The 19535-nt window shown below is 39.3% G+C and carries 13 protein-coding genes; 9 read left to right on the forward strand and 4 right to left on the reverse strand.

Annotated features, from left to right (window positions below; genetic code table 11):
• Positions 1–236: 236 nt before the first annotated feature.
• From TOL5_RS05910 to gltA, 3 genes are all read right to left on the reverse strand, one after another.
• On the reverse strand, positions 237–2039 hold the full coding sequence (locus tag TOL5_RS05910; RefSeq protein ID WP_221260675.1) for an aminopeptidase P family protein: 1803 nt from the start codon (positions 2037–2039) through the stop codon (positions 237–239).
• A complete protein-coding gene (locus TOL5_RS05915; protein WP_221260676.1) occupies positions 2036–3604 on the reverse strand; it encodes a peptide MFS transporter in 1569 nt (522 codons plus the stop codon). Before TOL5_RS05915 ends, TOL5_RS05910 begins: the two co-directional genes overlap by 4 nt.
• Positions 3605–3867: 263 nt before the next feature.
• Positions 3868–5142 carry a citrate synthase gene (gltA, locus tag TOL5_RS05920; protein WP_004829431.1) on the reverse strand — a complete coding sequence of 425 codons (1275 nt, stop codon included), beginning with the start codon at positions 5140–5142 and terminating at the stop codon, positions 3868–3870.
• A gap of 1078 nt (positions 5143–6220) precedes the next feature.
• On the opposite strand from gltA, the gene sdhC reads away from it, so the two are divergent.
• The 9 genes from sdhC to sucD all read left to right on the forward strand — a co-directional run bounded on the left by sdhC (position 6221) and on the right by sucD (position 18022).
• Positions 6221–6610: a succinate dehydrogenase, cytochrome b556 subunit gene (sdhC, locus tag TOL5_RS05925; protein ID WP_004829430.1), complete on the forward strand. Its 390-nt coding sequence runs from the start codon at positions 6221–6223 to the stop codon at positions 6608–6610.
• Entirely contained in the window at positions 6610–6975 is a 366-nt protein-coding gene (sdhD, locus tag TOL5_RS05930; protein WP_004717289.1) for a succinate dehydrogenase, hydrophobic membrane anchor protein, read from the forward strand. The genes sdhC and sdhD overlap by 1 nt, the downstream gene beginning before the upstream one ends.
• A 12-nt stretch (positions 6976–6987) precedes the next feature.
• Positions 6988–8886 carry an FAD-dependent oxidoreductase gene (locus TOL5_RS05935; RefSeq protein WP_121774311.1) on the forward strand — a complete coding sequence of 633 codons (1899 nt, stop codon included), beginning with the start codon at positions 6988–6990 and terminating at the stop codon, positions 8884–8886.
• Between the two features lie 14 nt (positions 8887–8900).
• On the forward strand, positions 8901–9611 hold the full coding sequence (locus TOL5_RS05940) for a succinate dehydrogenase iron-sulfur subunit (protein ID WP_004829428.1): 711 nt from the start codon (positions 8901–8903) through the stop codon (positions 9609–9611).
• 624 nt (positions 9612–10235) lie between these two features.
• Positions 10236–13073: a 2-oxoglutarate dehydrogenase E1 component gene (locus TOL5_RS05945; protein ID WP_005032931.1), complete on the forward strand. Its 2838-nt coding sequence runs from the start codon at positions 10236–10238 to the stop codon at positions 13071–13073.
• The gene (odhB, locus tag TOL5_RS05950; protein ID WP_121774312.1) at positions 13073–14287 is read left to right on the forward strand and encodes a 2-oxoglutarate dehydrogenase complex dihydrolipoyllysine-residue succinyltransferase; all 1215 of its coding nucleotides are present in this window, start codon (positions 13073–13075) and stop codon (positions 14285–14287) included. The genes TOL5_RS05945 and odhB overlap by 1 nt, the downstream gene beginning before the upstream one ends.
• A gap of 60 nt (positions 14288–14347) precedes the next feature.
• A complete protein-coding gene (gene lpdA, locus TOL5_RS05955) occupies positions 14348–15784 on the forward strand; it encodes a dihydrolipoyl dehydrogenase (protein WP_121774313.1) in 1437 nt (478 codons plus the stop codon).
• Between the two features lie 168 nt (positions 15785–15952).
• The gene (sucC, locus tag TOL5_RS05960) at positions 15953–17119 is read left to right on the forward strand and encodes an ADP-forming succinate--CoA ligase subunit beta (RefSeq protein WP_121774314.1); all 1167 of its coding nucleotides are present in this window, start codon (positions 15953–15955) and stop codon (positions 17117–17119) included.
• Positions 17120–17131: 12 nt separating this feature from the next.
• Positions 17132–18022 (forward strand): succinate--CoA ligase subunit alpha, encoded by an 891-nt coding sequence (gene sucD, locus TOL5_RS05965; RefSeq protein ID WP_004829423.1) that lies wholly within the window; start codon positions 17132–17134, stop codon positions 18020–18022.
• Between the two features lie 96 nt (positions 18023–18118).
• Here sucD and TOL5_RS05970 read toward each other — a convergent pair whose 3' ends face one another.
• Positions 18119–18880, reverse strand: a complete 762-nt coding sequence (locus TOL5_RS05970; protein ID WP_004829422.1) for a 3-oxoacyl-ACP reductase — start codon at positions 18878–18880, stop codon at positions 18119–18121.
• Positions 18881–19535: the final 655 nt, after the last annotated feature.

Consider the following 19535-nt stretch of genomic DNA (forward strand, 5'->3'; position numbering starts at 1 on the left):
GTCATTAAACTTTAAACATAAGGCAGGGTAGTCACAACACTCATATCATCACCCAATATATTCGATGATTAATTTTATTATTGAAGATAAAACGATATTTTATTGTATGTGTTTTTCATAAACTCACTATGCAATAAAGTACGGGATTTTATATTTATTATACGCATCAATGGTATATGGATTTTCAAAAAAGCACACAGTCAAAGGCTCTGTGCTTTTTTGATTGATATTGAGAGTTAAATTGCCTGGGTATTTTCATTTAGCCAGTTTAAAACATCACCTTCTAAGTGGGGCGCTAATCGTTCTCTGACTATTTGATGGTATTGGTTCAGCCATGCTTTTTCATCATCATTTAACAACTCTAAAATAATACAGCTACGGTTAATCGGGCACAGTGTAAGTGTTTCGAATTCTAAGAACTGACCATAAGTCGTATCTTCAAAATGCTTAAGTTTGTTAACGACAAGATTTTCAATTCGAATCCCATACTTTTCTTGATGGTATAAGCCTGGCTCATTAGAGCTAATCATGCCTTCACGCATCTTGGTAAAAGATGTCGCTGGCGCATAATAAGAGATGACTTGAGGTCCTTCATGAACATTCAATGCATAGCCTACACCGTGACCTGTACCATGACGATAATCCAAACCATATTTCCACAGGGTTTGACGTGTGATCGAATCTAAAAGAGGTGATTCAATGCCTTCTGGGAAGACAGTTTGAGCAAGCGCAATATGACATTTCAATACCAGCGTATAATCACGTTTTTGTTCAATACTTGTGTTTCCGATAGGAACAACTCGGGTGATATCTGTTGTACCATCTGCATACTGTGCACCTGAATCAATCAGTAACAAGCCGTCACCCGTGATTTCACTGAAACTTTCTTCAGTTGCTCGATAATGCGGTAGTGCCCCATTGGCATTAAAACCTGCAATCGTTGAAAAACTTAGTCTTAGAAAGTCCTTTTGCTTGGCGCGAAAACCAGTGATCATCTCATCAATCGTCAATTCATTGATGGATTCATTATTTGTTAGCGCTGTATCTAGCCATTGAAAAAAATGGCACAAAGCAACCCCATCTTTGATCATGGCATTGCGCACATGCTGAATCTCTGAGGGGTGCTTTTGGGATTTAAATAATGTGCTGGGATTAATGTCTTGAACTAAATGGCTTTTCTGCTCAATCGCCTGTGTATGGGCAATCGATGTTTTTGCTGGATCAATTAAAATATTTTGTTGTTTAAGTTCGACCAAAAACTCGATGCTGGCGTTATAAGGTAAGATTTCGATGTTATCCAAAGCAAATCTTCGCTGCATTTCAGTCGAAAGTTTTGCATCATCAATGAAAAGCACAGTTCGAGAATGATCTATAAATAAGTGTGCTAAGAACACGGGATTATATTCAACATCACTGCCTCTGCAATTTAAAATCCAAGCAATATCATCGAGTGCAGAAATAAAATGCCCCGTTGCTTTTTTCTGAATAAGTTTGTGACGGATCGCAATTATTTTTTCTAAACGTGTTTGTGCATTGAAATCATCTGCCATTTGCCAAATGGGTTGTAGGGGCAGTGATGGGCGTTCAGTCCAAATTTCATCAATTAAATCGAAGTCTGTTTGGATGAAGAAATTGTGTTCTCTTGCAAGCGCAGATAATGCGCTATATTGTTGAGTTGAAATGGTATTTCCATTGACACAAATTTTTGCATCTTTGGCTAAATGTTGTGAAAGCCAAGACAAATGTGTTGAAGCAGGATCAGGTGTCTGCTTTTGTAAAACGTAACCTGTATTTTCCAGTTGCTGTTCAGCTTGTACCCAATATCGACCATCTACCCATAAACCTGCAAAGTTTTGAGTGACTACAATTGTGCCAACTGAACCTGTAAAGCCTGTTAGCCATTGGCGTATTTTCCAATAATCAGGTAGATACTCTGACATATGTGGATCTGCACTCATGGCGATAAAAGCATCCTGCTGATATTTCTTCATAATTGTACGAAGGTTTTCTAATTTGTTGGCAGGTGATAAAGCGTTCATACTTTTTCCAATTGCATATCAAGAGATTTTTGAGAGGGAGTCGATGATTGATTGAGTAATTTACGAATCGGTTTTTTCATTAACCATAGAACGAGTGCCCCTAGAAGTAAAGCGATGACACATCGCATAAATAGGAGGGGTAATTGCTCAACTTCATTGATAGAAACATGACCACCGATTAAACCTGCCATCAAATTCCCTAAAGCAGATGCTGTAAACCAAAGTCCCATCACTTGTCCACGAATGATGGTTGGAGCAAGTTTGGTCATTGTTGAGAGCCCAACAGGGCTTAAGCATAATTCACCTAGCGTTAAAAGCAGGAGGCTTGATGCGATCCACAATGCAGAAACAGTTCCACCATTTTGGGTGATCAAGTAACTGGCAATGCTCATCACGAGGAAACCACCCGCAGCGAGGAGTAAAGCAATAATGAATTTGGTGATATAGCTAGGGTCACGATTTTGTTTGCCCAATTTAACCCAAAGCCATGCCAGGATCGGCGCGAAAATAATAATGAAAAGTGGGTTAATCGATTGAAACCAAACGGCGGGTATTTCAAAGCCAAAGAATTGGCGGTCTGTAAAGTCTTGGGCGAAAAGATTAAAAGATGTTGGTTTTTGTTCAAATGCTGACCAGAACAGTGCAGCAGTGATAAGTAAAATAAAACAGATGATGATTTGTTTTTTCTCGGTATTATTCAAACCTGCAAAGAGCAATAGATAGCAGAAATATAAGGCAATACAAATACAAATTGTGATTGTGAAATATGTGGCGATCTGAATTGGATTGATGTTGATTATGCCAAGAGAAACTAGAGCGATAATCAGACCAACAACTGCAAGAAATCCTATGATCATTTGGGGTGCTTTAGGATTGTAATGTACAGGACGAGCCCAGTTATTTTCATTGCCACGCACATGATTAAATTGTTTTAATTGAGGCACAGTGATTAACTTAAAAATCAGTAAGGCGATTAACATTCCAACCCCACCGATACCGAATCCCCAGTGCCAACCATGTTCTTTTACCAATAAACCAGTCAATAGTGGGGCAGTCAATGAACCTAGATTAATTCCAATATAAAAAATGGAAAATCCTGCATCACGCCGTGAATCTTGAGCCTGATATAAAGTGCCAACAATGACGGAAATACAGGTTTTAAATAAACCAGAACCGACCACAATCAAAACTAAACCAAAATAAAAAAAGAAATGTCCAAATAAGGCTGCCAATGCAATGGATAAATGTCCGAGTGCGATGATCAGTGAGCCATACCACACAGCGCGCTCTTGACCGAGATAATTGTCAGCAACCCATCCACCCAATACGGTCATTAAATACATACTGCCTGCAAATAAGCCGACAATTGCTGATGCTGTTGGACGATCTAAACCGAGACCGCCATCAGCAACTAAAGCCGCCATATAGAGGATTAATAGAGGGCGAATACCATAATAGGAAAAACGTTCCCAAAGCTCGGTAAAAAATAAACCTTTTAATGGCTTAGGGTGACCAAAAAAAGCTTGGTCTGGGTCGTGCACTTGTTTGGATAAATGTTGAGGCATCTTCAATTCCTTTGAAAATGTATGATTAAAAATTTTTAAACAATATATAAAATAAAGTTATTGGTTGGATGTTTTATAAAGTAGTGATTTGTAAGCTTTATCGAGAACATATGAATTTGAGCTTTCAATACTTATTATTAATATTGTTATATTTTGATTTTTAAAAGAATTTTAAAATAAATAGATTGTGCCAGCTGGTATGAATATGTAATAAAAAACCACCCCAAAGGGTGGTCTCTTGTTCGATCTGAACGCGTAACGAATTAACGTTTGATATCGCGTTGAGTTTCGCCAGTATAAAGCTGACGAGGACGACCGATCTTGTAAGGTCCGCTGTGCATTTCTAACCAGTGGCTGATCCAACCCACAGTACGTGCAAGCGCAAAGATTACAGTAAACATTTCTGTTGGGATACCAATCGCTTTAAGGATGATACCTGAATAGAAGTCAACGTTCGGGTAAAGTTTACGTTCAATGAAGTACGGGTCGCTTAACGCAATACGTTCAAGTTCCATTGCAAGCGCAAGTTGTGGATCATTGATACCAAGTGCACTTAACACTTCGTCACAAGTCTCTTTCATAACTTTCGCACGTGGATCGAAGTTTTTATAAACTCGGTGACCGAAGCCCATAAGTTTAACTTCTTTAGTTTTAACTTTTTCCATGAACGGCGCAACGTTTTCTACAGTGCCAATTTCATCAAGCATCTTAAGAACGGCTTCGTTTGCACCACCGTGAGCAGGTCCCCAAAGCGCAGCAATACCTGCAGCAATACAAGCGTAAGGGTTAGCACCAGTAGAACCAGCTAAACGTACTGTAGACGTAGAGGCATTTTGTTCATGGTCAGCATGAAGCGTAAAGATACGGTCCATTGCTTTAGCAAGAATAGGGTTAACTTTATAGTCACGATCTGCTGGAGTAGCAAACATCATGTATAAGAAGTTTTCAGCATAGCTTAAATCGTTACGTGGATATACGAACGGTTGACCGATAGTATATTTGTAAGTCCAAGCAGCTAAAGTAGGAATTTTAGCAACTAAACGAACTGCAGTGATTTCACGGTGATCTACGTTTTCAACGTCAAAACCATTGTGATAGAACGCAGATAACGCACCTACCACACCACACATCACAGCCATTGGATGAGCATCACGACGGAAACCATTGAAGAAACGGCTTACTTGGTCATGAACCATAGTGTGGTTGCGGACTTTGTTTTCGAAGTCTGATTTTTGTTCAGCAGTTGGAAGCTCACCGCTTAACAATAAATAGCAAGTTTCTAAGTAAGAAGCTTGAGTCGCAAGTTGAGCAATAGGATAGCCACGGTGTAAAAGAACGCCTTTATCACCATCGATGAAAGTGATTTTAGACTCGCAAGAAGCTGTCGCCATAAAACCAGGATCAAAAGTAAAGTGACCTGAAGCCAACACATCCTTAACGTCGATTACATCTGGGCCCAATGTGCCGCTGTAAATTGGTAATTCAATTTTTTTGCCATCAAGCTCTAGAACGGCTTTCTTGCCAGTTGCTGCAGACATTCAATAGATCTCCTGTCCTGGTGGATATTTTATCTAACTTGCTTAGTCATCTTGTAATGCACAAGTCAGACGGATCAAAAATTGCTATTTAGCTTAGTGAGTACTGAAATTTTGTCAATTATACTTATGGATGAAAAAGTCATGTTTTCATCTACAGTTAGTCCAACTTTAACCAGTTAGATTGAGCATCAAATTTCAGAGTCGGTCAGTATAATAAGGTAAATTCAGAGTGAGGTGCAGAAAAATAATTAGGATTGCTAGACAGGAAATGGCATTTTAGACCAATATTTTGATGTTTTTGTAAGCCAAATTCCTTAGATTCCATGTTTTAAAAACTTCTAAATTTCACGACTTACATAGCTTTTAATGTAATGGCAGTATGAAAAGCATCCAAATGAAATGATGAAATATTTATTTTCATTTTAGTGCTTAATTGATTAAAAAATAGTTTTTGCAATCTAGTTTTTGGTACAAAAAACACCCAAAACAACCGTTAAATCAGGTTTTGCATGTTGTTAAAACAAGCAAATGTGCGGAATATTGAGCAGTCAAAATTGAATTATTCACAAACTAAGTCGTTCTTTCTTATTGTAAAGCTTTAAATTAAATCACAGAATAAAATAATGACCATTAAAAATGAAAATAAAGCGATATTTAGAAGCGACATAATGGGTATCTGTATAGGGTTAAATTGAATACAGCATTTAAAATTCTAGGATAATGGTAGGAGAGGACGCTTTTGTCCGTATTGTTGTGCTTTAGTCTAAATTTATGAAAATAATATCCACCATTATGATGTCGAAAAGTATTATGTTTAAAAATCATAAAAAATAAAGAGATAGCGCTAAATGCTTGATTTGAAATACTGATATAAGCTTACAAATGAATGTAAATGATTCTTATTTGAGTGTTTTTTAAAGAAAAAGCCAATTCCGACAGTTTGTAATTTGACTGTTCACGTTTTATAATTCAGTGTCGTTTAAAGTTCAGACAATTTAACTTGTCTGACAATGCTAGCTTTCCTTCGAATTAATTCCAACAAACTCCGGATGGAGTTTTTACTTACAGGATGCCCGCTGTGAAAAGCAACAGACCTGTCAATTTGTCCATGGGTCAAGTTTTAGATGTAAACTTAAAATCCCCTGTGGCTATTGCATCAATTCTACACCGTCTTTCAGGTGTCATCGTATTTTTACTCGTACCGGTACTTTTGTGGCTTTTAGACAAGTCTTTGTCTTCGCCTGAAGGTTTTGCTCAAGTTCAAGCAATCTTTGGTGGCTTCGTTGTACGCTTCATCGTATGGGTATTTGTCGCTGGTTTATTATTCCATTTCATTATGGGTATTAAGCATCTACTTGCTGACCTAGGTTTTGCTGAAGAGTTGCAAAGTGGTCGCGTAGCAGCAACTATTGCATTAATCTTGGCTGTGATAGCAATTATCGCATCATTCGTATGGATTGTTCTCTAATGAAAAGTGCTACAGGTTTAACGGGGTCAGGTTCTCGTGATTGGTATATCCAACGCGTAAGTGCTGTTGTTCTAGCTGTTTATACTGTTGTGGTATTAGGTTGGATTCTGTGCAATGGCGGATTTAACTATGAGCAATGGTTCGGCTTTATGATGACACTTCCAATGAAGATTTTATCTTTATTGGCAGTCTTATCTCTTGTTGCGCATGCTTGGATTGGCATGTGGCAAGTATTCACTGACTATGTGACTACTCGTCAAATGGGGCCTTCAGCTTCAGGTTTACGCATCGTGTTAACTTCAGCAGTGATTATTGCTGTAATTGCATATGCGATCTGGGCAATCCAGATTTTTTGGGCGAATTGATAGGAAGATGTCATGGGCGCTTTAACCCCTAAAGAAGATTATTCAAATATTCCAAGCCAGTTCTTCGATGCAGTCATCGTTGGTGGTGGTGGTTCAGGTATGCGTGCTTCATATCAACTTGCTCAAGCAGGTTTGAAAGTTGCAGTGCTAACTAAAGTATTCCCAACACGTTCTCATACTGTTGCGGCACAAGGTGGTATCGGTGCATCACTTGGTAATATGCAAGATGATAACTGGCACTATCACTTTTATGACACAGTAAAAGGTTCTGACTGGTTAGGTGACCAAGATGCAATCGAGTTCATGTGCCGTGAAGCACCTAAAGTTGTTTATGAACTTGAACACTTAGGTATGCCATTTGACCGTAACGCTGACGGCACAATTTATCAACGTCCGTTTGGTGGTCACTCTGCGAACTATGGTGAAAAACCAGTTCCTCGTGCATGTGCTGCTGCTGACCGTACAGGTCATGCGCTTCTTCATACGCTGTATCAAAGCAATGTGAAAATGGGTACTCAATTCTTTGTTGAGTGGATCGCATTGGATTTAATTCGTAACGAAGCAGGTGATGTACTCGGTGTAACTGCAATTGACCAAGAAACAGGCAAGATTGCAGTATTCCAAGCAAAAGCAACTTTATTCGCTACGGGTGGTGCTGGTCGTGTTTATCGTGCATCGACCAATGCTTATATCAATACGGGTGATGGTCTAGGTATGGCTGCACGTGCTGGTATTCCATTACAAGATATGGAATTCTGGCAATTCCACCCAACGGGTGTTGCTGGTGCGGGTGTGTTGTTGACTGAAGGTTGTCGTGGTGAAGGTGCAATCCTTCGTAACAAAGACGGCGAACCGTTCATGGAGCGTTATGCACCAACTTTGAAAGACTTGGCACCACGTGACTTCGTATCACGTTCAATGGACCAAGAAATCAAAGAAGGTCGTGGTTGTGGTCCTAAAGGTGACTATATTCTTCTTGATATGACGCACTTAGGTGCGGACACGATCATGAAACGTTTACCTTCAGTATTCGAAATTGGTAAGAAATTTGCCAACGTGGATATTACCAAAGAGCCTATTCCAGTGGTACCAACAATCCATTATCAAATGGGTGGTATTCCAACGAATATTCATGGTCAAGTGGTTATTCCTGAAGTAGCTAAAAATGAACCAGGCTTCTATGCTGGATTTGATAAAGCAGCCAATGAATATACAACCAATGGCACAATGAATTACACAGTACCTGTAAAAGGGTTCTATGCAATTGGTGAATGTTCATGTGTATCTGTACATGGTGCAAACCGTCTGGGTACTAACTCACTTCTTGACTTGGTTGTATTCGGTAAAGCTGCAGGTGAGCACATCATTGATTATGTGACAAAACACCACGGTGATGATTATCAACCACTTCCAAATGATGTGCTTGAAAACACTTTGAAACGTATTCGTCATTTAGATGATTCAACTTCTGGTGAAAATGCCCAAGAAGTTGCAGATGCGATTCGTGACATCGTTCAAGACCACGCAGGTGTATTCCGTACTCAAGCATTGCTTGATGAGGGTGTTAAACAAATCCTTGCGATTGAACCACGTGTACGTAACATTCATTTGAAAGACAAATCAAAAGTATTTAATACAGCACGTATTGAAGCTTTAGAAGTTGAAAACTTATATGAAGTCGCAAAAGCAACCTTGATTTCTGCTGCTGCGCGTAAAGAATGTCGTGGTGCGCACACAGTTGTGGATTATGAATTGCCTGCTGATGATGAGCACTATTCATATGGTCGCCGTGATGATGAGTGGATGAAACATACGTTATGGTATTCAGCAGATAATCATCTTGAATACAAACCTGTACGTTACAGCCCATTGTCTGTAGACCCAATTGAACCTAAACCACGTACATTCTAATCGGGAGAGATAAGATGAGTAGAGGTACTCGTACGTTCGAAATCTACCGCTATGATCCTGATAAGGATAAAGCGCCGTATATGCAAACTTTTAAACTAGAGTTGACAGATAAGCATCGTATGTTGCTTGATGCACTTCTAGCATTGAAAGTTCAAGACGAATCATTGACATTCCGTCGTTCTTGCCGCGAAGGTATTTGCGGTTCTGATGGTGTGAACATCAATGGTAAAAACGGTCTTGCTTGCTTATGGAACTTGAACGATTTACCTGAAAAAATCGTCATTCGTCCATTACCTGGTTTGCCAGTGGTTAAAGATTTAGTTGTGGATATGAATCAGTTCTACGATCAGTATGACAAAATTCAGCCATTCCTGATCAATAATCAACCTGCGCCACCTAAAGAGCGTTTACAATCTCCAGAAGAGCGTGAACACTTAAATGGTTTGTATGAATGTATTCTTTGTGCATGTTGTTCAACTTCATGCCCATCATTCTGGTGGAACCCGGATAAATTCTTGGGTCCTTCAGCATTGTTGAATGCATATCGCTTTATCATTGACTCTCGTGATACAGCGACTCAAGACCGTTTATCACGTCTTGATGACCCATTCTCATTGTTCCGTTGTAAAGGAATCATGAACTGCGTATCTGTATGCCCTAAAGGTTTAAACCCAACAAAAGCAATCGGTCATATCCGTAGCATGTTGCTTGACCAAGCAGGTTAATACGACGTCAATAAAGAGCGCACATCCTAGATGTGCGCTCTTTTTTTTATGCAAATTCATTGAGGAGAGAGCAGGAAAAGAGAATGTTGTTTTTTATTGTGATGATTTGCGATAAAAGCGTTGAAAACAGAACAACTGACCCGATATAAATGGAGGGATAATAATTGATTATTTCTTGTATGTATTTCGCTAATTTATAGATGGTATGTGTCAAAAAAATCAATTGAAGTGGCAGATCATGTTACGATTTAACAAACCACTATATGTGAAAAAGTGACTTTGTTTTTGGTACATTTTTTCAACATAAGTGTGACTCAGATCGGTTTATAAATCTTTTTTATAGATGCCGTTTAGAACCGCTTTAGAAAAAGCAAAAAGTCTTTTGTTTTTTCTAAGTCGATTTGCAAAAAATTGCTCAGCCTCGGTTGAGTATATAAGTGAGTGATGATGCCAATGAAGGCGTTATGATTCATTGTATGCATTAGTAATAAGCTAATGTTTATAACGCCCCATGGTCATTAGTACCTGATGGGTGAATGTCAATTTACCGATTTGGCATTATCAATCATGGGAGTGCTTAAAAAGCACCCTCTAATGTTTTTGCAATAGGAAATGGGTCCACAAATGCAAGAAGTTGCTGACGCATTGCGTCTTGATACTGAACTTTCCGCTGACAGCGCAGCGTATATTGAAGAGCTTTACGAACAGTACCTTTCTTCTCCAACCTCAGTAGGTGAGGATTGGCGTCAATATTTCGATAAATTCCCTAAAGGCGACCAACCACACGGAAATATTCGTGAGCAATTCTTATTATTAGGTCGTAATTCAAGTCGTGTTCAGCCAGTGGTTCAAAGCGAAGTAAGTACTGAGCATGAACGTCGTCAAATCGGTGTATTGCAACTGATTGCAGCATATCGTAACCGTGGTCATCAAAAAGCAAAACTTGATCCACTTGGTTTGGCTAAACGCGAAGACGTGCCTGATTTAGACCTTGCTGCCCATGGTTTAACCAAGTCTGATTTAGATACGGTTTTCAATGCGGGTAACTTGGCGATTGGTAAAACTGAAGCCACTTTAGGTGAAATGGTTAACGCAATGGAAGCGACGTATTGTGCTTCTATTGGTGTAGAATATATGCACATCGTTGACACAAAAGAAAAACGTTGGATTCAGCAACGCCTTGAAAGTGCGCGTGGTCAATTTGGCTTTTCAGCAGATCAAAAGAAACATGTACTTGAACGCTTAACAGCGGCTGAAGGTTTAGAAAAATTCCTTGGCAATAAATATGTTGGTGCTAAGCGTTTCGGTGTGGAAGGTGGTGAATCTTTCATTCCTATGGTAAACGAACTGATTCAACGTGCAGGTTCTGTAGGTTGTAAAGAAGTCGTTATCGGTATGCCTCACCGTGGTCGTTTAAACTTACTTGTCAATATCATGGGTAAAAACCCTGCTGATTTATTTGGTGAGTTTGAAGGTAAAGCACTGAATAAAAAAGGTTCAGGTGACGTAAAATACCATCAAGGTTTCTCTTCAAATGTAATGACACCTGGTGGTGAAGTTCACTTGGCTTTGGCATTTAACCCATCACATTTAGAAATCGTTGGACCTGTTGTTGAAGGTTCTGTACGTGCTCGCCAAGTCCGTCGTAAAGACATTGGTGGTGATGACGTATTGCCAGTGATTGTTCACGGTGATGCTGCATTTGCAGGTCAAGGTGTCAACCAAGAAACCTTCCAAATGTCACAAACTCGTGGTTATACCGTAGGTGGTACAGTTCACATTGTAGTGAACAACCAAGTGGGTTTCACAACCTCTGATCCACGTGATGCGCGTTCAACAGAATACTGTACTGATATCGCTAAAATGATTCAGGCACCGATCTTCCATGTCAATGGTGATGATCCTGAAGCAGTATTGTTTGTTTCTCAATTGGCACATGATTTCCGTCACACATTCCGTAAAGATGTTGTGATTGACATGTTCTGTTACCGTCGTCGTGGACACAACGAAGCAGATGAGCCAGCAGCAACTCAACCGATGATGTATCAAGTCATTAGCAAAAAGCCGACGACCCGTACGCTTTATGCTGACCAATTGGTACAAGAAAAAGTATTAGACCGTGCATCTGCTGATGCGATGGTTGAAAAATACCGTGAAGATCTTGAAGCAGGAAATCACGTTGCAAATGCATTGGTGCTTGAGCCAAACAAAAAAATGTTTGTTGATTGGACACCATACCTTGGTCATGACTATACCGATGATTGGGATACAACATTCCCGATTGAGCGTTTAAAAGAACTTGGTACAAAAATGCGTGAGCTTCCAGAAGGCTTCGTGATGCAACGCCAAGTTTCAAAAGTGATTGATGATCGCTTTAAAATGCAAACAGGTGAAATGCCACTCAACTGGGGTGCAGCAGAAACTCTAGCATATGCTTCTATTCTTGATGATGGTTATTTGGTTCGTTTGACAGGTGAAGACGTTGGTCGTGGTACATTCTCACACCGACATGCAAAACTACATAACCAAGTTGATGGTTCTGTTTACATCCCACTTTGTCATATCAAAGAAAATCAACCACGTACTGCAATTTATGACTCTTTATTGTCTGAAATGGCGGTTCTTGCATTCGAATATGGTTATGCAACAACATTGCCAAAAAGCTTAGTGATTTGGGAAGCTCAGTTCGGTGACTTTGCAAACTGTGCGCAAGTGGTAATTGACCAATTTATCTCATCTGGTGAAACCAAATGGGAGCGTGTTTGTGGTTTAACACTTCTTCTTCCACATGGTTTCGAAGGTCAAGGTCCAGAGCATTCATCTGCACGTCTTGAACGTTTCTTACAGTTATGTGCTGAAGAAAACATGCAAGTGATTACACCAACAACACCTGCACAAATTTTCCATGCAATGCGTCGTCAAGCGGTACGTCCAATCCGTAAACCGTTGATTGTGACTTCGCCTAAATCATTGCTTCGTCACAAACTTGCAACATCTACTTTAGATGAGCTTGCAACTGGTACGTTCCAGACTGTGATTGATGAAGTGGATCAAATCAACAAACAAGATGTAACACGTGTTGTACTTTGTGGTGGTAAAGTTTATTACGACTTACTTGAAAAACGTCGTGAAGAAAATTTGAACATTGCAGTTGTACGTGTTGAACAGTTATATCCGTACCCAGAAAAACGTCTTGCAGAAGTTCTTGCGACATATCCAAACGTGAAAGAACTCGTTTGGTGTCAAGAAGAACCGAAAAACCAAGGCGCATGGTTGTTCATTGCTCCTCGTTTATATGAAGGTGTAATGAAATCTGGTCTACAAGTTCAAATTAGCTATGCAGGACGCGAAGCTTCAGCTGCACCTGCATGTGGCTCACCATATTTGCATGCAAAACAACAAGCTCAGCTCGTAAATGACGCTTTAGCGATCGTGGCTGATCAATCAGGAGAATCTAAATAATGGCAACCGAAATTAAAGCACCTGTGTTCCCAGAGTCAGTTGCTGACGGAACAATCGCAACTTGGCACAAACAACCAGGTGAAGCAGTATCACGTGATGAAGTGATCTGTGATATTGAAACGGATAAAGTTGTTTTAGAAGTTGTTGCTCCTGCTGATGGTTCTATTTCTGCAATCATCAAAAATGAAGGTGATACAGTTCTTTCTGCTGAACTAATCGCAACATTTGAAGAAGGTGCAGTTTCTGGTGCAGCTCAAACTCAAGCAGTTCAATCTGAAGAGAAAGTTGAGCAAGCTGCTGCACAAACTCAAGCAGGTAATGCACCTGTTGTTGAGCGTGCTCAAGTGCAAGATCAAGCACCTGCAGTACGTAAAGCACTTACTGAAACAGGTATTGCTGCTGCAGATGTTGATGGTACTGGTCGTGGTGGTCGCATCACCAAAGAAGATGTTGCCAATCATCAAACTAAACCAGCTGCTGCTCCTGCAACCCCATTGAGTGTTGCTGTAGGTGAGCGTATCGAGAAACGTGTTCCAATGACGCGTTTACGTAAACGTGTTGCTGAGCGCCTTCTTGCTGCAACTCAGCAAACTGCAATGTTGACAACGTTTAACGAAGTGAACATGAAGCCAATCATGGAAATGCGTAAGCAATACAAAGATGCTTTCGAAAAACGTCATGGTGCACGTCTAGGCTTTATGTCATTCTTCGTTAAAGCGTGTACTGAAGCGCTTAAACGTTATCCAGCTGTAAATGCATCAATTGATGGCGATGACATCATCTATCATGGTTACTATGATATTGGTGTTGCGGTTTCTTCTGATCGTGGTCTTGTTGTTCCAGTTCTTCGTGATACTGACCGCATGAACTATGCTGAAGTTGAATCTGGTATTGGTGCATATGCTGCTAAAGCACGTGAAGGTAAATTGTCTATCGAAGAAATGACTGGTGGTACGTTCACAATTACCAACGGTGGTACTTTCGGTTCATTACTTTCAACGCCTATTTTGAACCAACCACAAACTGCAATCTTAGGTATGCACAAGATCCAAGAGCGTCCTATGGCAGTGAATGGTCAAGTTGAAATTCTTCCAATGATGTATTTAGCGCTTTCTTATGACCATCGTATGATTGATGGTAAAGAAGCAGTTGGTTTCTTGGTAACGGTTAAAGAGTTACTTGAAGAGCCAGCTAAACTTATCCTTGACCTTTAATTCTTTAGAATAACATCACAAGCTTAGGGCGATCCTCTAGGCTTGTTCTTGGAGATAAGCATGTCTCAACAGTTTGATCTTGTTGTAATCGGCGGTGGACCAGGTGGTTATGAAGCGGCAATTCGCGCTGCACAACTTGGTTTTAAAGTTGCGTGTATCGAAAAACGTGTACACAAAGGTAAGCCATCTTTAGGTGGTACTTGCTTGAACGTGGGATGTATTCCTTCTAAAGCATTATTAGATTCTTCACATCACTATGAAGACACACTTCATGGCTTAGATGTACACGGAATCTCAGTTGAAAATGTACAACTTGATCTTCAAAAGCTTCTTGCTCGTAAAGACAAAGTTGTTGACAATTTAACTGGCGGTGTTGCTCAGCTCCTTAAAGGAAATGGCATCGAATGGTTACAAGGTACTGGTAAATTACTTGCGGGTAAAAAAGTTGAATTTACACCATTAGAAGGTGGTGACGTTCAAGTTTTAGAGCCTAAATATGTGATTCTTGCGACTGGTTCTGTTCCTGTAAATATTCCAGTTGCAAAAGTAGATGAAGACTTAATTGTTGACTCTACTGGTGCACTTGAATTCCAAGAAGTACCTAAGCGTTTAGGTGTGATTGGTGCTGGTGTAATTGGTCTAGAACTTGGTTCAGTATGGCGTCGTCTGGGTGCTGAAGTTGTTGTGTTTGAAGCATTAGATACATTTTTACCAATGGCGGACAAAGCTTTGGCAAAAGATTATCAAAAACTTTTAACGAAACAAGGTTTAGATATTCGTATTGGCGCTAAAGTTTCTGGTACTGAAATCAACGGTCGTGAAGTGACTGTTCAGTACAACCAAGCTGGTGAAGATAAAACTCAAACTTTTGACAAATTGATTGTTTGTGTAGGTCGTAAAGCATATGCAGAAGGTTTGTTGGCTGAAGATTCAGGCATTAAATTGACTGAGCGTGGTTTGGTTGAAGTAAACGATTGGTGTGCAACATCTGTTGATGGTGTATATGCGATTGGTGACTTGGTGCGTGGTCCAATGCTTGCACATAAAGCAATGGAAGAAGGTGTAATGGCTGTTGAGCGAATGCACGGTCATGCTGCACAAGTAAACTATGACACCATTATTTCTGTGATCTATACACATCCTGAAGCGGCTTGGGTAGGTTTAACTGAAGAACAGGCTAAAGAAAAAGGTCACGAAGTTAAAACTGGTCAATTCCCGTTTGCTGTGAATGGTCGTGCTTTAGCTGCAAATGAATCAGCAGGTTTTGTGAAATTCGTTGCGGATGCTAAAACAGATCGTTTATTGGGTATGCATATCATCGGTCCTGGCGCTTCAGACATCGTACACCAAGGTATGATTGCGCTTGAGTTTGTATCTTCTGTAGAAGATTTACAATTGATGACTTTCGGTCACCCAACATATTCAGAAGTCGTTCACGAAGCTGCTCTTGCAGTTGATGGTCGTGCGATTCACGCCATCCAACGTAAACGTAAATAAAACAAAAAAGAGCGGTTTCGACCGCTCTTTTTACTTTTGATGGTTGTTTTTAATTGAATAATCATCTAAGAATACAACAACAATTTTTAATAAATGCCAATAGTTATTGTGATGGAAGTCTAGGTATTGGTGTGTCATAACAATGTGAAAAGTAGTAAAAGGTAAAAGATGAATCTACATGAGTATCAAGCGAAAGCGCTGTTGAAAAAATATGGTATGCCAGTTCAAGAAGGCATTTTAATCACTACTCCAGAAGAAGCATCAGCAGCATTTGACCAGATTAGTGGCAAATTCGCGGTGATGAAAGCCCAAGTTCATGCAGGTGGTCGTGGTAAAGCGGGTGGTGTGAAAGTTGTTAAGTCAAAAGAAGAAGCAGCTGAATACGCAAAAAATTTATTAGGTACGCGATTAGTCACCTATCAAACTGATGCAAATGGTCAGCCTGTAAATAGTATTCTTGTTTGTGAAGATGTATACCCAGTAGAGCGTGAATTGTACCTCGGTGCAGTTGTCGATCGTTCTAGCCGTCGCGTGACCTTTATGGCGTCGACTGAGGGTGGTGTGGAAATCGAAAAAGTTGCAGAAGAAACACCAGAAAAAATTATTAAAGTTGAAGTTGATCCATTGGTGGGTTTATTGCCTTTCCAAGCACGTGATGTTGGCTTCCAATTGGGTCTTAAAGACAAACAAATCAATCAGTTTGTAACGATTATGACGGGTGCATATAAAGCATTTGTTGAAAATGATTTTGCATTGTTTGAAATTAACCCACTTTCAGTTCGTGAAAATGGTGAAATTTTGTGTGTAGATGCAAAAGTTGGCATCGATTCAAATGCGTTATATCGTTTACCTGAGATTGCTGCAATGCGCGACAAATCTCAAGAAAATGAACGTGAGCTAAAAGCATCTGAATTTGATCTAAACTATGTTGCATTAGAAGGTAACATTGGTTGTATGGTGAATGGTGCAGGTCTTGCGATGGCGACCATGGACATTATCAAACTGTACGGTGGTCAGCCTGCTAACTTCCTTGATGTAGGTGGCGGTGCAACGAAAGATCGTGTTATTGAAGCTTTCAAAATTATTCTTTCAGATAGTTCAGTACAAGGTGTTCTGATCAATATCTTTGGTGGTATTGTTCGTTGTGACATGATTGCTGAAGCGATTATTGCAGCGGTTCAAGAAGTAAATGTGACTGTGCCTGTGATTGTTCGTTTAGAAGGAAACAATGCAGAGTTAGGTGCAAAATTACTTGATGAATCAGGTTTAAAATTAATTTCTGCAAACGGTTTAGCCGATGCGGCAGAAAAAGTTGTTGCTGCAGTGAAAGCGTAAGGAGTATCAATCATGAGCGTATTAGTAAATAAAGACACAAAAGTATTGGTACAAGGCTTTACGGGTAAAAATGGTACATTCCATTCTGAGCAATCAATTGCATATGGCACAAAAGTTGTTGGTGGTGTAACACCAGGTAAAGGTGGTCAAACGCATATCGGTTTGCCTGTATTTAATACGATGCGTGAAGCAGTAAAAGAGACAGGTGCTAATGCAACCTCGATCTATGTTCCAGCTCCATTTGTATTGGACTCAATCGTTGAAGCGATTGATTCAGGTATTGAATTGATCGTTGTGATCACTGAGGGAGTTCCGACTTTAGACATGCTTAAAGCAAAACGTTACCTTGAAACTTATGGTAATAATGCTCGTTTAATCGGTCCTAACTGTCCAGGGATTATCACACCGGGTGAATGTAAGATCGGGATCATGCCAGGTCATATCCATCAGCCAGGTAAAATCGGGATTATTTCACGTTCTGGTACATTGACTTATGAAGCAGTTGCACAAACAACCAAGCTTGGTCTAGGTCAGTCGACTTGTATCGGTATCGGTGGTGACCCAATTCCGGGTATGAACCAAATTGACTGCTTAAAACTTTTCCAAGAAGATCCACAAACTGAAGCAATCATTATGATTGGTGAGATTGGTGGTTCTGCGGAAGAAGAAGCTGCTGAGTATATCCAGTCAAATGTCACTAAACCAGTGGTGGGTTATATCGCTGGTGTTACTGCGCCTAAGGGTAAACGTATGGGACATGCTGGTGCGATTATCTCTGGTGGTAAAGGTACTGCTGAAGAGAAATTTGCTGCATTTGAAAAAGCAGGCATGGCATATACACGTAGTCCTGCTGAACTCGGTTCAACAATGCTTGATGTATTGAAAAAGAAAGGTTTGGCTTAATCCCAGTATTTCAAAAATGATCTAAAAATGAGAGCCTTAAGGCTCTCATTTTTGTTTTAACTGTTTATTTTATTTGCTTCAATCTTCGCTATATCATTAACCTTTGACTAAGCCACCGTCAACGATGAGGTTTTGTCCTGTCACTGCTCTAGACCAAGGCGATAAAAATAACAATATTGCATCTGCAAACTGCTCAGGGGTTGTGACTTCTTGTAATGGTGTCGATGCAGCAATTAAGTCAAAGACTTGATCTGGTGTTGCACTACTGGCATCAGTCTTACGTAATAGTCCACCTGAAAGCATATTGACATTGATTCCATACTGTCCAAGATCATGTGATGTTGTTCGAGTAAAAGCCAAAAGTGCTGCTTTCGCTGCTGTATAATCATGATATGGAACCACAGGATTTTGTACGAGGTTTGTTCCAATATTAATAATACGACCAAAATGATCTTTCTTCATATCTTCTAAGGCAGCTTGAGTTGTATTTAAAGCTGCTTTAACAGCACTGTCTAATTGCTGTTGCATGCTATGCCAACTCAGCGCTTCGACTTTAGGACGTAAGTCTCCATCAAATTTAAAAGATAAAAGTGCATTATTAATGACTGAAGTAATTGCATGCCCATAATGCAATTTAGCTTTTTTGAACATCAAGTTCACTTGGTCTTCGTCAGTCACATCTGCCTTGTAAATAAATACTTGTTCAGCATGTTCTCTGGCAAGTTGTTGTGCGGATTCTTCGCTATTGAAATAGTTCACAACAACCCTTGCACCTTCTCGTATTAAAGCATGAGTAATGGCAAGACCTAAGCCACGTGCACCACCCGTAACGAGAATAATTTGATCACGTATTTCCATGCGAATCATCCACTGAATTGAAATAAGTTAGAGTTTAGCATTTTTATGCTAAGCATTTAAAATGGGTTAATCTTGTATAAATTTTAGTATTTTATTTTAAATATTAGCCTAAAGGCTTTTGCATTAGTTAAACAATGATCAACATTTCATAGTTGAAAAAGTTTCACTACTTCTAAGAAATTATCTTAAAAGCATCATTTCCTAAGAACAACAAAATTATAGATATAAGCGCCGAAATTCTCTTGTGTATTTACGACAAGATGGTGGGTATAACAAAGATGGATGTTTGGTTAAAAGTAAACTTATATTTTTTAACATTTCATTCTTGGATTATTTGAATTTGACTATTTATCTAGTGTGTTTTGGTTTGCATTAATTTTGTATATTGTGTTCTATTTAATGTTAAAAATTAAATGTATTTTATAACGATGATTATTTAATTTAATAGATTATTAAATTTGATAAAAACAATAAATAATAAGGTGTTGAAAAATATTGATTTAAATTATTTTATTTAATTTTTGATTAATTTTTTTTATAAAATCATTAAAAAACATAAATATATGTTGTGACTTTTTATATTAGTTATTTTGTTTAGTGCGTTTTATATTTCAATAATAAAATACTAAAAAATAGTTCAATTCAATTAAGAGTG

Source organism: Acinetobacter sp. Tol 5 (assembly GCF_019702905.1).
Classification (GTDB): domain Bacteria; phylum Pseudomonadota; class Gammaproteobacteria; order Pseudomonadales; family Moraxellaceae; genus Acinetobacter; species Acinetobacter bereziniae.

Excerpts from the sequence above, each read along its gene's own strand:
- TOL5_RS05910 (WP_221260675.1), bottom strand. The coding sequence starts at position 2,039 with ATGAACGCTTTATCACCTGCCAACAAATTAGAAAACCTTCGTACAATT.
- TOL5_RS05915 (WP_221260676.1), bottom strand. The coding sequence starts at position 3,604 with ATGCCTCAACATTTATCCAAACAAGTGCACGACCCAGACCAAGCTTTT.
- gltA (WP_004829431.1), bottom strand. The coding sequence starts at position 5,142 with ATGTCTGCAGCAACTGGCAAGAAAGCCGTTCTAGAGCTTGATGGCAAA.
- sdhD (WP_004717289.1), top strand. The coding sequence starts at position 6,610 with ATGAAAAGTGCTACAGGTTTAACGGGGTCAGGTTCTCGTGATTGGTAT.
- TOL5_RS05935 (WP_121774311.1), top strand. The coding sequence starts at position 6,988 with ATGGGCGCTTTAACCCCTAAAGAAGATTATTCAAATATTCCAAGCCAG.
- TOL5_RS05940 (WP_004829428.1), top strand. The coding sequence starts at position 8,901 with ATGAGTAGAGGTACTCGTACGTTCGAAATCTACCGCTATGATCCTGAT.
- TOL5_RS05945 (WP_005032931.1), top strand. The coding sequence starts at position 10,236 with ATGCAAGAAGTTGCTGACGCATTGCGTCTTGATACTGAACTTTCCGCT.
- odhB (WP_121774312.1), top strand. The coding sequence starts at position 13,073 with ATGGCAACCGAAATTAAAGCACCTGTGTTCCCAGAGTCAGTTGCTGAC.
- lpdA (WP_121774313.1), top strand. The coding sequence starts at position 14,348 with ATGTCTCAACAGTTTGATCTTGTTGTAATCGGCGGTGGACCAGGTGGT.
- sucC (WP_121774314.1), top strand. The coding sequence starts at position 15,953 with ATGAATCTACATGAGTATCAAGCGAAAGCGCTGTTGAAAAAATATGGT.
- sucD (WP_004829423.1), top strand. The coding sequence starts at position 17,132 with ATGAGCGTATTAGTAAATAAAGACACAAAAGTATTGGTACAAGGCTTT.
- TOL5_RS05970 (WP_004829422.1), bottom strand. The coding sequence starts at position 18,880 with ATGGAAATACGTGATCAAATTATTCTCGTTACGGGTGGTGCACGTGGC.